Source organism: Nocardia sp. SSK8, assembly GCF_037034205.1.
Classification (GTDB): Bacteria; Actinomycetota; Actinomycetes; order Mycobacteriales; family Mycobacteriaceae; genus Nocardia.
Genome location: NZ_JBAGKD010000011.1, coordinates 100,663 through 114,813, shown reverse-complemented (window position 1 = coordinate 114,813; position 14,151 = coordinate 100,663). Strand labels below are relative to the sequence as shown.

At 65.7% G+C, this 14,151-nt stretch carries 16 protein-coding genes; 7 read left to right on the top strand and 9 right to left on the bottom strand.

Annotated elements, in window-relative coordinates; genetic code table 11:
• Window positions 1-47 precede the first annotated feature (47 nt).
• The 7 genes from WA675_RS20415 (at window position 48) to WA675_RS20385 (ending at window position 7,698) form a co-directional block, all read left to right on the top strand.
• On the top strand, window positions 48-1,250 hold the full coding sequence (locus WA675_RS20415; RefSeq protein ID WP_336086369.1) for an AI-2E family transporter: 1,203 nt from the start codon (window positions 48-50) through the stop codon (window positions 1,248-1,250).
• Window positions 1,231-2,409: a MacS family sensor histidine kinase gene (gene macS / locus WA675_RS20410; RefSeq protein ID WP_336086272.1), complete on the top strand. Its 1,179-nt coding sequence runs from the start codon at window positions 1,231-1,233 to the stop codon at window positions 2,407-2,409. The genes WA675_RS20415 and macS overlap by 20 nt, the downstream gene beginning before the upstream one ends.
• An 11-nt stretch (window positions 2,410-2,420) precedes the next feature.
• Window positions 2,421-3,074, top strand: a complete 654-nt coding sequence (locus tag WA675_RS20405) for a response regulator transcription factor (protein WP_336086271.1) — start codon at window positions 2,421-2,423, stop codon at window positions 3,072-3,074.
• Between the two features lie 48 nt (window positions 3,075-3,122).
• Window positions 3,123-3,794, top strand: a complete 672-nt coding sequence (locus tag WA675_RS20400) for a DUF1707 SHOCT-like domain-containing protein (RefSeq protein ID WP_336086270.1) — start codon at window positions 3,123-3,125, stop codon at window positions 3,792-3,794.
• Between the two features lie 790 nt (window positions 3,795-4,584).
• Window positions 4,585-6,606 carry a DUF2339 domain-containing protein gene (locus WA675_RS20395; protein WP_442945686.1) on the top strand — a complete coding sequence of 674 codons (2,022 nt, stop codon included), beginning with the start codon at window positions 4,585-4,587 and terminating at the stop codon, window positions 6,604-6,606.
• A gap of 412 nt (window positions 6,607-7,018) precedes the next feature.
• Entirely contained in the window at window positions 7,019-7,273 is a 255-nt protein-coding gene (locus WA675_RS20390; RefSeq protein WP_336086268.1) for an antitoxin, read from the top strand.
• Complete coding sequence (locus tag WA675_RS20385; protein ID WP_336086267.1) at window positions 7,270-7,698, top strand: type II toxin-antitoxin system VapC family toxin; 429 nt, start codon at window positions 7,270-7,272, stop codon at window positions 7,696-7,698. The genes WA675_RS20390 and WA675_RS20385 overlap by 4 nt, the downstream gene beginning before the upstream one ends.
• A 10-nt stretch (window positions 7,699-7,708) precedes the next feature.
• Here the strand turns inward: WA675_RS20385 and WA675_RS20380 are convergent, their stop codons facing one another.
• From WA675_RS20380 to WA675_RS20340, 9 genes are all read right to left on the bottom strand, one after another.
• A complete protein-coding gene (locus tag WA675_RS20380; protein WP_336086266.1) occupies window positions 7,709-8,257 on the bottom strand; it encodes a hypothetical protein in 549 nt (182 codons plus the stop codon).
• Window positions 8,242-9,048 (bottom strand): hypothetical protein, encoded by an 807-nt coding sequence (locus WA675_RS20375; RefSeq protein WP_336086265.1) that lies wholly within the window; start codon window positions 9,046-9,048, stop codon window positions 8,242-8,244. Before WA675_RS20375 ends, WA675_RS20380 begins: the two co-directional genes overlap by 16 nt.
• Before the next feature lie 12 nt (window positions 9,049-9,060).
• The gene (locus WA675_RS20370) at window positions 9,061-9,369 is read right to left on the bottom strand and encodes a hypothetical protein (protein ID WP_336086264.1); all 309 of its coding nucleotides are present in this window, start codon (window positions 9,367-9,369) and stop codon (window positions 9,061-9,063) included.
• Window positions 9,369-9,908 carry a hypothetical protein gene (locus WA675_RS20365; protein WP_336086263.1) on the bottom strand — a complete coding sequence of 180 codons (540 nt, stop codon included), beginning with the start codon at window positions 9,906-9,908 and terminating at the stop codon, window positions 9,369-9,371. The genes WA675_RS20370 and WA675_RS20365 overlap by 1 nt, the downstream gene beginning before the upstream one ends.
• A 308-nt stretch (window positions 9,909-10,216) precedes the next feature.
• Window positions 10,217-10,975 (bottom strand): ESX secretion-associated protein EspG, encoded by a 759-nt coding sequence (locus WA675_RS20360; protein ID WP_336086261.1) that lies wholly within the window; start codon window positions 10,973-10,975, stop codon window positions 10,217-10,219.
• Window positions 10,972-12,183 (bottom strand): hypothetical protein, encoded by a 1,212-nt coding sequence (locus tag WA675_RS20355; protein ID WP_336086260.1) that lies wholly within the window; start codon window positions 12,181-12,183, stop codon window positions 10,972-10,974. Before WA675_RS20355 ends, WA675_RS20360 begins: the two co-directional genes overlap by 4 nt.
• Entirely contained in the window at window positions 12,183-12,605 is a 423-nt protein-coding gene (locus WA675_RS20350; protein ID WP_336086258.1) for a hypothetical protein, read from the bottom strand. The genes WA675_RS20355 and WA675_RS20350 overlap by 1 nt, the downstream gene beginning before the upstream one ends.
• 43 nt (window positions 12,606-12,648) lie before the next feature.
• Window positions 12,649-13,233, bottom strand: a complete 585-nt coding sequence (locus WA675_RS20345; protein WP_336086257.1) for a DUF3558 domain-containing protein — start codon at window positions 13,231-13,233, stop codon at window positions 12,649-12,651.
• Window positions 13,234-13,327: 94 nt separating this feature from the next.
• On the bottom strand, window positions 13,328-14,110 hold the full coding sequence (locus WA675_RS20340) for a hypothetical protein (protein ID WP_336086255.1): 783 nt from the start codon (window positions 14,108-14,110) through the stop codon (window positions 13,328-13,330).
• Window positions 14,111-14,151 lie beyond the last annotated feature (41 nt).

Below are 14,151 nucleotides of genomic sequence, written 5' to 3'. Positions count from 1 at the left end.
GAGGGGACGTCAACGACCAGAAGGTAGATTCGGGGACCGCGTCGGCGCTGTGGCGTGGGGATGCCGAGGCGGTTCATCCGCTGGTTCGTAAGGCGGCGGCGTGGAGCTGGCGGCTGCTGGTCATCTTCGCGGCGCTGCTCGCGGTGGGGATGCTGGTGCAGAAGTTCGCGACGGTGGTGATTCCGTTGGCGATCGCGCTGCTGGCGGCCGCGCTGCTGGCGCCGCTGGTGGACTGGATGCAGCGGGTGGGGATTCCGCGCGGGCTCGGCGTGTTCGTGGCGCTGGTCGGCTCGATCGGGTTGCTCGCCGGGATCATGACCTTCGTCGTCGAGCAGTTCGTCGACGGTGTGCCGGGGCTGTCCAACGAGGTCACCAACAGCGTCCACAAGGTGCAGGACTGGCTGATCAACGGCCCGCCGCATCTGAGCGATCAGCAGATCCGCAATGCCGGTGACACCATCGTGCGCACCATCCAGGACAACCGCGAGAGCCTTACCAGCGGCGCGCTCACCACCGCCACCGTGATCGGGCACATCCTCACCGGCGCGTTCCTCATCCTGTTCATCCTGATCTTCTTCCTCTACGGCGGCGACCAGATCTGGCACTTCGTCACCCGGATCATCCCCACCGCGCACCGGGACAAGGTCCGCACCGCCGGGGAACTCGGCTTCGGCACCCTGGTCGGGTTCGTGCGCGCCACCGTCGTGGTGGCCGCGGTGGACGCGATAGGCATCGGCGCCGGATTGGCGATATTGCACGTGCCGCTGGCGCTACCGCTGGCCTCGCTGGTCTTCATCAGCGCGTTCATCCCGATCATCGGCGCGTTCTTCGCCGGGTTCGTCGCGGTGTTCATCGCGCTGGTCACCAAGGGCCTGGTGACGGCCCTGATCGTGCTGGGCATCATCATCGCGGTGATGCAGCTGGAAGGCCATGTGCTGCAGCCGTTGCTGCTGGGCCGGGCCGTGAGCATCCACCCGCTGGCCGTGGTGCTGGCCATCGCCGCGGGTTTGGTCGTCGGCGGGATCGCCGGTGCGCTGCTGGCGGTGCCGCTGATCGCGGTGGGCAATACCGCGATCCGGTATCTGCTGGCCGACAGTCCCGAGGAGGTCTACGGCGAACTCGCCGGTGGTGAGGACCGGCGCCTGTTCTCGGCCGAGCCGGACAAACCCGAGCCCGGCCGCTTCGACCTCTACCGCACCCTGCGCAAAGACGAAGAGCGCGAGTCCGGCGATGCGGACCCACACAGCTGAGCTGAGCAGTGCCGACGCGGCGACCGCGCCCCTGTGGCGGGCCGCCCAGGCGTTCCGGCTGGTCACGCTGCTGTACGCGATCGGTCAGCAGATCGCGTCGGTGCCGTACTACCAGCATCCCCGGCTGAGCTGGGTGCTGATCGCGCTGATGGCGATCTGGTCGGGCGTCTCGGCGCTGCTGCTGTCGCAGTGGTACTTCCCCACGGCCACCGGCCGGATCCGCGGCTGGGTGGTCTTCGGCGACCAGGTGGTGACGATCCTGCTGATCGCTTCCACCCGCCTGGTCGCCGATTACGGCTGGTACCACGGACATCAGACGCTGCCGACCACGCTGTGGATCGCCAACGCGGTGATCTCGATGGCCATCCTGCGCGGCCCGGTCGCGGGAGTGCTTGCTGGACTTGGCATGTCGGCAGTGGTGGTGACGGTGCGCGAGCAGTGGGGTCAGGACGTGTGGGGCGATGCCACCGCGCCGGTGCTGGTCTCGGTCGGCCTGGCGCTCGGCCTGGCGGCCAATACCGCGCGGCGCGCGCAGGGCCAGCTGGAACAGGCGCTGCGGATCACCGCCGCCGCCGAGGAACGCGAACGGCTCGCCCGCGAGGTCCACGACGGGGTGCTCCAGGTGCTCGCGTTCATCAAGCGGCGCGGCGGTGAGATCGGCGGTCCCGCCACCGAACTCGCGCAGCGCGCCGGGGAGCAGGAGGTGGCGCTGCGCGTGCTGATCTCCGAGCAGGGCGCGCGGCCCGATGCCGGGGCGGCGGAGGTGGATGTGCGGCCGCTGCTCACCGTGCAGGCCACGCCCGCGGTGTCGGTGGCGACGCCAGGTGACCCGGTGCCGATCGGACGGGCCGCCGCGCACGAGATCGCCGCCGCGGTGGGTACCGCGCTGTCGAATGTCGAGTTGCATGCCGGTCCGGGCGCAAAAGCCTATGTGCTGCTGGAGGACACCGGTGACATGCTGGTGGTGAGTGTGCGCGACGACGGGGTTGGGATTCCGGTGGGACGGCTTATGGCCGCCGAAGCCGAAGGGCGGATGGGGGTGTCGCGCTCGATCGTCGGCCGGATCGCCGCGCTCGGCGGCACCGCCGAATTACTCACCGAGGGTGAGGATTTCGGCACCGAATGGGAGTTCCGGATCCCGCGCCGACCGGCGCGCTGAGAGGAGAGCTGATGGACGAGCCCATCACCGTGATGGTGGTCGACGACCATCCGATGTGGCGCGAGGGCGTCTCGCGCGATCTCACCGAGGCCGGGTTCGCGGTGTCCGCCACCGCCGACGGCGTCGGCACGGCCACCCGCCGGGCCGCCGCCGTGCAACCCGACGTGGTGCTGATGGACATGCAGCTCACCGACGGCAACGGCGCCACCGCGACGGCCGAGGTGCTGCGGGTCTCGCCCGGCAGCCGGGTGCTGGTGCTCTCGGCCTCGGCCGAACGCGACGACGTACTCGACGCCATCAAGGCCGGGGCCAGCGGATATCTCGTCAAGAGCGCGTCGGCGGCCGAGCTGATCGAGGCGGTGCGGGCGACCGCGGCCGGTCAACCCGTGTTCACGCCCGGGCTGGCCGGGCTGGTGCTCGGCGAGTACCGCCGGATGGCGACCGCGCCCGCCGTCCCCGACGAGCCGCACCGGCCCTCGCTGACCGAGCGGGAGACCGAGGTGCTGCGGATGGTGGCCAAGGGGCTCTCGGCCAAGCAGATCGCGGCGCGGCTGAACCTGTCGCACCGGACGGTGGAGAACCATGTGCAGGCCACGCTGCGCAAATTGCAGCTGGCCAACCGGGTGGAGCTCACCCGATACGCCATCGAGCAGGGGCTGGAATAGGGGTTTGCCCTGATGTGTAGGGGCGGAGTCGTCGCTACCCTCGATCACATGGGCGGTCCCGAATCCCTCTCCGTACCCGGCGCCCCGACGGCCGGTCCCGTCGGCGACCGTGACCTGCGCGTCTCCGACGCCGAACGCGAACACGTCGGCCAGCTGCTGCAACGCGCCGTCGGCCTGGGCATGCTCTCGCTCGGCGAGTTCACCGAACGCATGGATACCGCCCTGGCCGCCAAGACCCGCGGCGAACTCAACGCCGTCCTGATCGACCTGCCCGGCATGCGGGTGGCAGGCGCGCCCCAGCCCGCCGCCATGCCCCGGCCCAAGCACGTCCCCGTGCCGCCCGGCGGCGCCGACCCGGCGATGATCCGCAGCAGGCTCTCCGGCGTGCACCGCCGCGGCCCCTGGCAGGTACCGCCGGTGCTGCACCTCAACAACCTCATGTCCGGGGTCACCCTGGACTTCACCGAAGCCGTGATGGAGACCCAGATCGTCGAGATCCAGGTCGACGACTACTGCACCGGCATCACCCTGCTCGTCCCCGCCGCCGCCACCGTCGACCTCAACGGCCTCGACCTCATCGGCTCCAGCGCCAACAACAAGGTCCGCACCGGCCCACCCATCGGCCCCCTGCACCTGGTCGTGCACGGCCGCATCCGCTTCGGCTCCATCACCGCCAAATACCCCCTGATGGTCCAATGGCGCCGCTTCCTCGGCGCCTGACCACCGTTTTCAAGTAGGAACCGGCCCCCACCCAGGGGTTTCTACTCATGTCCCACGCCCGCCCCGCGCCGACGATGAACACATGAGCCGCACCACCATCGACCCCACCCTCATCGCCCGCCTGTCTGCCGACTTCACCACCCTCGGCGCCCATATGGGGCGGTTGGGTGATGATCTGGATGTGCTGCGGGGGCAGTTGCAGGGGGAGCTCGCCCGCCAATCGAGCGAATCCTCCGCCGATCCCGGTGTGCGGGCGGACGGGCCGTCCTGGGTGACCGGGCGCGCTGGCAGCGATGCGTCGCTCTCCGGTGGCGAGCCCTCGCCGGGCCCTGAGGTGGCCAGTGCGGCGCGGGCGGAGTCGGGTTCGAGTGCGGATGTCGGAGCGGCGGCAGTGCGTGCGGAGTCGTCGGCCGAGATCAGTGCGCCCGCAGTGAGCGCGGCCGTTGGAGTGGACGCTGAATCAGGTGATGGCGGTGGTGGTGTAGGCCGCGTGGCTCCCGGTGGCCAGGCGCATGAGGGAGGTGCCGCGTTGGGGGCGGCTATTGCCAGGTCCGCAGAGGCGGGGCGGCCGCCGGTTCCGGGGTTGGCGGGCGTGCCGCCGCAGCCGACTCCGGGATGGGTGGGTGGCGTTGCCGGGCGCGGGGGTGCCTGGATGGCTCCGGGCGTGCCGGGCGTGCCGGGCGTGCCGGGTGTGCCGGGTGTGCCGGGCGTGCCGGGTGTGCCGGGCGTGCCGGGCGTGCAGGGTGGACAGGGTGGACAGGGCGTGCCCGGTGGGCAGGGTGGACCGGGAATGCCTGGTGGGCCGGTGCCGGTCGGGCCGGGCTGGGTGCCGGGGGCGGGATGGCCTGCAGGAGGCGGTGTTTGGAGGGCTCCGGGTGGGGTGCGGCCGGGGTCGCGGCCTGTGGGACCCGCTGGTGGCTGGGCGGTACCGGCTGGGGTGGCCGGTCAGGGTTGGGGGCCGGGTGCCGGGCGGCCCGGTGGGCAGGGGGCGGGGGAGCGGACGCCGTGGTGGCAGCGGGAAGGGGTGATTTCCCGGGTGCTGGCGGTGGCTGGGGTTGGGGTCACCTTGATCGGGGTGTTGATGTTGTTGGTGCTGGCCGCGCAGGCGGGGTTCTTCGGTCCGGTGGCGAGAGTTGTTGCTGGTGGCATGCTTTCGCTGGGGCTGGTCGGCGCCGGATGGCGGGTATTCGGGCGGCCGGGCGGTCGGGTCGGCGGTATCGCGCTGGTGGCCACCGGTATCGCGGGGGCGTATCTGGATGTTGTCGCGGTGACCGGGTATTACGAGTGGGTTCCGACGGGTGTCGGGCTCGCCGTGGCGCTGGGCGTCGCGCTGGCCGGTGTCGGGATGGCGGTGCGGTGGCAGTCGCAACCACTGGCGGTGGGCGTGGTGCTGGGGGCCGCGGTCCTCTCGCCCGCATTGACCACCGAGCTGTCGCTGCTCGGATTCCTGGTGGTATTGCAGGCGGCCGGGGTGCCGGTGCAATTGCGACGGGTGTGGCCGGTACTGCACGTCGCGCGCACCCTGCCCATGGTCCTCGCGACGCTGGCGATGATCGCGGTGACCGGCCTCGACGCGGCGATCTCCGGAACCGAGGCGACCAACACGATCGGTCTACTGATCGCCGCCCTCGCATGCGCCCTGGTCGGCCTAGTCGGCGCGGTACTCGCCGTGCGGCACCGTCCCACCGACATCACCGCGAGCATCACCATCGCCCTCACAGCCCTGCCCGTCCTCGCGGCGGCGATGCTGTTCGACCGCCTACCCGCAGTGGTCATCACCAGCGGATTCGCCGCCATCCTCCTCGGCCTCGCCGCGACAGCCCTCGTTCGTGGCCCCGCCGTCATCGCCGCCTCGCCTGGCTCCACCGCGACTGGTCCCACCGGGCCTGATCCCGCCGTGCCTGGCTCCGCCGCGTCCGGTCCCGCCGCGTCCGGTCCCGTCGTGCCTGGCCCCGCCGCGTCCGGTCCCACCATGTCTGGCTCCGCCGTGCCCGGTCCCGTCGTGTCCGGCCCGACATCGCCCGGTACCGCCGTCCCCGGCCGCGCCCGGCTCGGCATCCCGCCACACACTGCCCTGGTCAGCGCACTGACCGGCGCCGTGACCCTCCTGCTGACCTGCGTCATCGGCACCGGCGCCCACCTGCACCTGCTGCCGACCGCCCTATCCACGGTCGCCCTGGCCTTCCTCGCCGTCGCCGCGACCACCCGCAACCGGGTCAGCGCCGCCCTCGGCACCGCTTTCGCCCTGTTCGGCGGCCTGGCCCTGCTGACCATCGCCTCCCCGGAAACCCTGGGCCTGCACCGCCTCGCCGACCAGGACCTCGACCTGGCGACCGCGCTCGCCGCGGTGGTCGGCGCCGCGACCGCCGCCATGACAGCCTGGACCGTCGCCCGCCTCCCACGCGGCACCGACACCACACTCGTCACCGCCGCGTGGGTCGTGGCGAGCCTCGCCGGGCTGTACTACGTCCTGGTCACCGCCGTCTCGCTGGGCGTCGCCCTCGGCACCCCCGACGGCTTCATCATCGGCCACAGCCTGGCCACCATCATCTGGATGATCGCCGCCACCACCGCCGTCTTCTACGGCCTCCGCCGCCTCACCACGTCCCCCACCACCGCCAAGGTCTACCTGGTCACCGGCCTCCTGGTAGCCGCCGCGGCCCTGGCCAAACTCTTCCTCTTCGACCTGGCCACCCTCTCCGGCATCATCCGCGTAGCAGCCTTCCTGGCCGTCGGAATCCTGCTCCTGCTCACCGGAACTCGCTACGCGCGAGCCTTCGCCGACTCCACTCCCACCGAACCCAGGCGATAGATGCGTGCGGTCGCCGATTCGAGTTCAGCGATTGTCTTGTAGAACTGGCGAAATGGCGGAAACCCTGCGGCGAAGAACCGGGCCGACCGATCTCGGTCTCCCCACGTGAAGGCACGATCGCGGGACTGCGCGCGCCGACCAGCAGGCGCGGTCGGTCAGCCGACGGGGAGTCGCTGATCCAGCGGCAGCTCGAGCGTGACCAATTGCGTGAGCTCATCGACGACGCCGAGATCGAACACGGCCCGGTGGACAACGCGACCGTCGAAGCCAAGCGGGCAGTTCTCCGCTCGGCGCCCGCTGGTCCGGACGACGCCACATGAACGGCACTCAGGTACCTGACACCGTGCCGAAATAGTGGTATCTAGCTGCTGTGATGTATGAGCATCTTTCGAAATGATGCTATGATGTCCTCATGCGCACCACGGTAACTCTCGACCCCGACGTCGCGGCCCTGCTCGCGAAGCGGATGCGCGAGACCGGGGCGTCGTTCAAGAAGGCGCTCAACGACGCCCTCCGCGCCGCGTTGTCGCCGCAGCAATCACGCCCCGAGCTCCGCTTGCCGACCCGCGACCTCGGCACACCGACAGTCGACCTCGTCAAGGCGTTACAGCTGGCAGCTTCGCTCGAGGACGAGGAGATCGTCCGAAAGCTGGAGCTGCGTAAGTGAAGATCGTCGACCTGAATGTGCTCCTGTACTCGGTCAACACCGCATCGCCGCACCACGCCGACGCGCATGGCTGGTTGACGAAGGCGCTCAACGGCCAAGAGCCGATCGGCTTCTGCTGGGCAGTCATCCTCGGCTACGTCCGGATCAGCACGAACCCCCGCATCTTCCCGAACCCCGCCACATCGGCAGAGGCGATCGAAGACATCCGCTCCTGGCTCAGCAGTGAGATGTCTGTCGTCGTAAGCCCCGGCTCCGGTCACCTGGATGTGCTCGACGGCATTCTGCAACGCTGCGGGACCGCGGGAAACCTCGTGACCGACGGCCATATCGCGGCTCTCGCAACCGAACTGGGAGCCGAAGTGGCCACCTTCGACACCGACTTCCACCGGTTCGACGGCGTCCGGGTCTTCCGGCCTGCCGGATGACGAGCCAAGGTCACGCCTTCAGCGCCTGAACCATTCGCACCAACGTTTCCGCACCCGAACGCGCCGCACTGTCGGTTCCACCCATGAAGGTCAGCTCGCCAGCCCAGTCGTCAATGGCGACGTTCAGCGTGTATGAGGGATGTGCGGTCTCCGGGTCCATGTACACAGGAATTTTATTAATGTATACGGCGACAGCGTGCTGACCAATTTGAATATGACTGGAGGGTTCACCTTCTGCAGTTGACATCGATCCTTCGCCGCCGTTCCACCAGATCGATGAGGTTCCGAGAAAACCCTGCCGCGTGTCCGAGTTGGCGGAGTATGAACATCCATTGCCATAATGTATCGGAGATTCCACTGGCTTAGTTATGATAACGCTAGTGGCTATCTCTTGCACGTTGAACTTCTCCTGAAAGAAGTGCAGCGGAAAGTCGCACAGTTCCCTGAGCCTGTGGCTGCTTGAGTATTGGTTGATGTCGGGCGCTGGGTTTCCGCAGCTGGTGAGCAAAATTGCCAAGATAACTGTGCTGCCGATCTTCGTCCTCAACGTGCCGACCACTTCTCATCGTTCGGTTTGTCTATATTCAGTTCGTCGGCTCCGATTTCAGGCCATTTGTCCTTGTGGAATGTTCGGGGGTTATCTATGTCGCTACTCATATTTTTGATCGCCAGCGCCTGTACCATCAGAACTGCGCCAAGCTTGACGCCGTAGTCCATGACCTTTTTGATGATTGCGGCAAGGGCGTCGATGACATCACTGATTCCTATTGGTGCCGCCACTCCAGTCGCAATCTTCGTAAGCGCGGCAGTGAAATCAACGAAGAAGGACACAAGGTCTGCAGCTACGTTAGAATAGAATTCCCATGCGGCATCGGACACAATTCCCAGCTGGTTGCTTACTGATCCGCAGATCTCGGACGCGGTATCGGTTGCTGCAATCTGGAGCTGCATCTTTCCGAGATATGCCTCAGCTGCCCCTCCGCTCCAAAAGCCGCGAAGTTCAGCTTTGGTGAGAATCCAGTTCCTTGCTTCGTTCACCTGTGTCTGAACGTTGGTCCATTCCTTGCTGGTATTGAGGAGAGCGATCGGGGCCTGTAGTGCATCGATTGCGCCCTGCAGCTCTGTAAGGAGGTCTGTAATTTTAGATTTCACCTCCTTCTTGTCTCTTTCCATAACGAGGGCTGTGCCGATGCCGCTTGCATTCCCGAGTAGATTGGTGGCGGCCATAGCGATCTGCGCCTTGCGGAAGGCCTTATCCACATCGCTGGGCGAATTTCGAATCTTCTCGACTTCTGTGGAAAAGTCCGCTAGTGCTGTATTGATGTCGTCGAGTGTTTTTACTGCGCCCATCTCGCTGCTCCTCTACATCTCCAGGCTGAGTAGGATGCCTGCGAAGTTTGCATCCTGTTCAAGCAGGACTTTTCCCACATGGTTGAGGGTGACGGCCATCTCGTCGGTTTCTGTTTGCCCCTCGGTGAGTCGAGACTTCATGTATTGAATTGCCTTGAGGTGTGCGTCCCAGGTGTCCTGGAAGATCGACCAATTGATATTGGTGTTGCTGTATTCTACTTCCTGTGCCTTCTTCGCTCCCTGTGAAAGGTCGTTGGACGCGCAGTTCCATACCCTGGAAACCTGCATCAGCTTGTTTATATCGGCCTTGAAATCTGGCATTATTTCGATCCCTTGAGGTAGTCTCGGTACTTCCGGAGTTCGGACTCGAGGTCGATGTCGGAATGGATTGCCCATGTGCTGGTTTGGTCGAACTTGGGCCGCTGCTCTCGAATCGATTTGGTGCAGGAAATTAGGTCCGCGCTAATATGCCACGGATCGGCCTGTGCTGCCCACTCCTCCGAGATTTCGATTCGTGTGATCCACGATAGGTTCGCATGCAGAGCCATGGATGGTGCTCCGGTATGCGTAATGGGACCATCCGCCTTGAATGTGCTGCGGCCTGCGAAGGCATTCTCAAGAGTTTCGAACTCTTGAAGAGATCTCGTCTCGAGCAGGCTGATCATCTGTAGTCTATGGGATTGCTGGGATCGGAGATCGGATAGTGCGCCACCTCGTTGCAGTAAAGGGATGGCGCGATCCCATATCGCCAGCTGATATCCAGTCGTCGCGGCCTCCGAGTATCCGGTCGTCGAAATCCTGTTGTGGATGTTTCGATCGACGTGCACTTCGGTTGGCAGATTGTCGGCATCGAGCTTCATCTTTATTAGATTGCTCCCGGCAAAGGCGGACTCCGCACTATCGGCAATAGTTGAGTGACCTTGGCCGCTAGCATTCTCGGTAGCGGAGGCGGGAAAATATGCCGCTCCTATGGCACGTTCTACCGGTTGTTCCCGGTGTGGAAATGCTGTTTCCATTCGGTGGTTCGAACCCGCGTGGGGTGGATCGTCCCAATACTCGTCGTCCGGATCGTCATAGTGGTTGAACCACCCTTGCGTTGACATATGTTTACTTCTCCCGGTGTTCCTGAACGGTGTTTCGGGCCGATCGTCTACCAGATTTCCCTGGACTAATAATCCGAAGTTGGGACTTGCCCGGTTGCCTCGTCGATCCACACGCTGAACCTTCCTGCTTGATTCTGGGCTGTCGCGGGGGAAACGGTGAGATCCCCATACTTGCGGATGAAGTTGTAACGCCCGTCGTCGGTGAAGTCGCGCCATTCGAGGGTGTGGGTGGGGGTGGGGCGGTCGAGGATGGTGCCTTGGTAGAGGGCTGCGGAGCCGCCGCCGTGGGTGGGGCGGTTGATGAAGCGGCGGTAGCGTTCGTGGGGGGAGTTGTGGGCGACGTCTTCGAAGTAGGTGTCGTGGCTGGGTTTGGTGTCGCGGGTGGGGAAGGTGACGGCGGGGTGGGTGCCGGGGGCGAGTTTGGGGAGGTAGGTGGTGAGGCGTTGGGGGAGGTTTTCGGGGCGGCCGAGGTGGATGGTGATGGGGCCGTCGTGCCCGTTGCGGATGATCTGGTCGAGGATGACGGCTTGGTAGCCGTTGTGGGTGGCGTGGATGCGGTATTGGGCGGTGGTGTTGTCGCGGGTTTTGGTGGTGCTGCCCGAGATTTCGATGTGCCAGGTCGCGGTGGTGACGGTGTCGATCGCGCGGCGGATTTCGATGAGGTCGTCACGGGTGTAGCTGTCGAGGAGTCGGGCGCGGTGGTTGTCGAAGTCTTGTTGGTACTGAAACCGGGACAGGTAGTGCAGGGGGCGGGGGAAGCGGTCTACGGCGTCGCTGTACCAGTGGGCGGCGAAGTCGTCGGGGTCGAGAGTCCAGGCGGTCATTGGGCCCCGCCTTCGGGTTCGACCGGCCGGGTTTGAGCTGCGAGAAATCGCGAACCGAGCGCTTGGGGGGTGGCCTTGGCGATCTCGCCGAGGAGTTCGCGAGTGTTCTCCTCGTTGATCAAGTACTCCGGAATCTCGTGGGTCGACTCGTCGTCCTTGCCGCGGCCTGCGCCCGCGCCGCCCATCATGCCCGGTGACATCATTCCGCGTCCGCCGGTAGCACCTGTGGTGGTCACGCCGGTGACCGTGGTGGGTGCGATGGTGGTGGGCATGCCGGGGGTTACGCGGCCGGGGTTGAGGGTGGTGCCGGGGGTGCCGCCCGCTGGGGTGCCGCCGCCGGGGCTGCTGGGTGAGCCGGGGGAGCTGGGTGTGGTGGGTTTGGTGTCGGGGGTTGTGGCCGGGGTGGTGCCAGCTGGTTGGGTGCTGGCCGGGTTGGTGTCGTCGTCAGCGTCGTCGGTGGAGTCGTCGTCGCTGCTGTCGTTACCGTCGTCGCTGGTGTCGTCATCGTCGGTGGTGTCGTCGGCTGTCTCGTCGTCGCCGTCATCGGTCGGGTCTTGCGGGGTTTCGTCGTCTCCGGTGGTGGTGTCGTCACCGTCGTCGGTGTTCTGGTTGGGTTTTCCGCCGCCACCGGTGTCGTCGTCATCGCCACCTCCGCTGGGGACGTAGGAGTCGTCGATGAGGCTGGTGGGGTGGTCGAGGATGGGCAGGCCGTTGTCGATGGTTTCGAAGGGGGCGACGTAGGCGGCGGCCATGATCGCTTGGGCTTGTTCTTCGTCGTCGTCGCGTCCGCGTTCGAACTCGTCGTTGTTGATCCAGCGGTCGTTGATGTCCCAGATGTCGGGGTCGTCTTTGCGTGGGGGCAGTGATGTTTTGGTGTTGGAGGCGGCCAGGACCGAGTCCGAGATCAGGCGGGCGACGGTTTCGAAGGTGCCGGTGAGGGTGTCGGCTTTGGTGGTGTAGGTGTTGATCGCGGTTTTGGAGGCTTCGGCGGCGTTGCCTTCCCAGGCTTGGGCGATGGCGGAGTTCATGCGCTGCCGGAAGGTTTCCAGGCCGATGGTCCAGTCGGTTTTGGCTTGCCAGTAGACGGCGACGGCGTCGAAGGCGGGGTCACCGTTGATCGGGGTGAACCGGTCGATGATCTCGTTGTGTTTCAACGCTTTCGGGCGTTCGGTGTTCGGGGGGATCTTCGCGCCCTCGGTCCCGGCCATCAGTGGGCTCCGGGAAGCTGGTCCAGGCGTTCGGTTTCGGCGGTGAAGCGGGCGGCGAATGATTCGTCTTCGGCGATGAAGCGGTCGCGGATGGCTACGTGGAGCAGGCGGATGTCCTCGACAGCGTTCCAGTGTTCTTGCAGGACGGTGTGGAAGTCGTTGCCGTCTTCCTGGCCTTTGGATTTCTTGCGGAACCGGTCGGCCATGGTGGTGGCGGAGGTGAGCTGCGAGCCGTCGTGGTCACCGAAACCCCAGGTCTGAAGTGCGGACAGATCGCCGATCTTCGTCTGGATCTGCTTGATCGTGGTCTGGAATGCTGCGCATTCGTATTCGATCTTGGCGAACTCTTCGGGGTCCATGCGGACGGTGAGGCTGCCGTTCTTCGCTTCGGTGATCAGCGGTGCCAGTGGTGTGTCGGCCATCGAGTAGTCCCCCTTGTGTCGATCCGGTGTTCAGTTTGAGAAGTCAGGCTCCGGCGGGGATGGCCGGTGCGATCTTCTCGGCCAGAGTCCGCGCGATGGTGCAGGCCGGAATATGCGCGGTCGCGGGTGACGACTTCTTCGGGTTCGTAACCGCGATGTCGAGGCTGCCGCCATCCATCTGTATGTTCGCCGTGCAGCTGTCGTCCAGTTCGGGCACCGCGGCATCGCTGGCTCCCTGCCGAGAGACGATCGCCGAACGGTCGCCCGAGACGACGAACTCTTCGGCATCGGCGAAGTTGCGCGCGCGGATCATCTCAAGAGTGAGGTTTGTCGTGCGAATGGCCGTGCCGTAGCCTCGTCCACCCTTGTAGACCCATCCGCAGCCGCGCCAATACGGCCTACCCGGTCCGCCAAGCGTCGACTCCCCGGTCGAGACCAGGTTCTCCGACTTGATCACCTCATCGGGGATCTGTGTGCACGGATCGAACCCGGTCGGCACCTCCGCCGCGTAGGTCGGAGAAGTGTTGGCTGGTGCTGGTTCGTCCTCGGATGGACCGCACGCGGAAACCATCACCACGGCACCAATCAGTGCGATGAGCCCGCCCCCACGCGTCTTCGCCGCCCCCACCCATAGCCCTTCGATTGGCAGCCCCACCCGGGCTGATGCCGGACGAAGTTATCAATTTCATCGGGGGGGGGTCAAGCTTCCAGGGCGGGAGCGGTCAGATGGTCGCGTGGTAGAAGTCGATGCCGGAGTCGGGGTCCTCGATCAGGCGTTGGGCGAGTTCGGCGTCGGCGATGAATTGCCGCATGGCTGTGAGCAGGGGCGATGGTGGCATGCTGGCGGCGAGTTGGCGGAACGGCGCGATCAGGTCGATACCGAAGCGCTGGCATTCGGAGATGATCGAGGGGATGCCGGTGTTCTCTGCGCCGAGTTCGGCGCGCATCCTCGCGATTGCTTCGCCTTGGACGGTTTCGCGTTCGCGGACAAGGTGAACGAGCCTGGCGTAGAGCTGGATTCGTCGGCGTTCGACGGACTCCGGGTCGGTCCCTCGGGGGTGGTCTGGAAGTGCGATCAGGCCGCTCGGCGTCAGCTCGAAGCCTTCGGCGACAAGGGTTTCGGCGAGGTCGGCGAGTTCGCCGGTCTTGTCGGCCATGAAGGCCATGGCCTCGCCGAGGGTGCACAGCATCGCGGCCAGCCGTTGTCCGACCTGGCGTGCGGTGTGCTCCCGTTCTTTCAGCCGTGCGGAGCGGTCGCGGAGTTCCTGTTGGAGCCAGCGGGTGATGTGCAGTGCGGTGCCGAGCAGCCAGCGGTGCTCGGTGTCTTCGGAAAGTCGTTGTCCGCTTTCCTGATCCAGGAAGGTGTTCCAGACTCGCAGCTGGGCGATGATCGTGGCGTTGTCGACCTCAGCGCGGCAGTACCTGTCGCGGAAGTCCAGACCAACCTGTTCAGGTGTCAGTGCGCGGATACGTGGATCGAGTTGCCGGTGGTTGTCCCCTCCCATCCGGTCATCATGGCACGCGGGTTTCACGATCTGAATCGGAT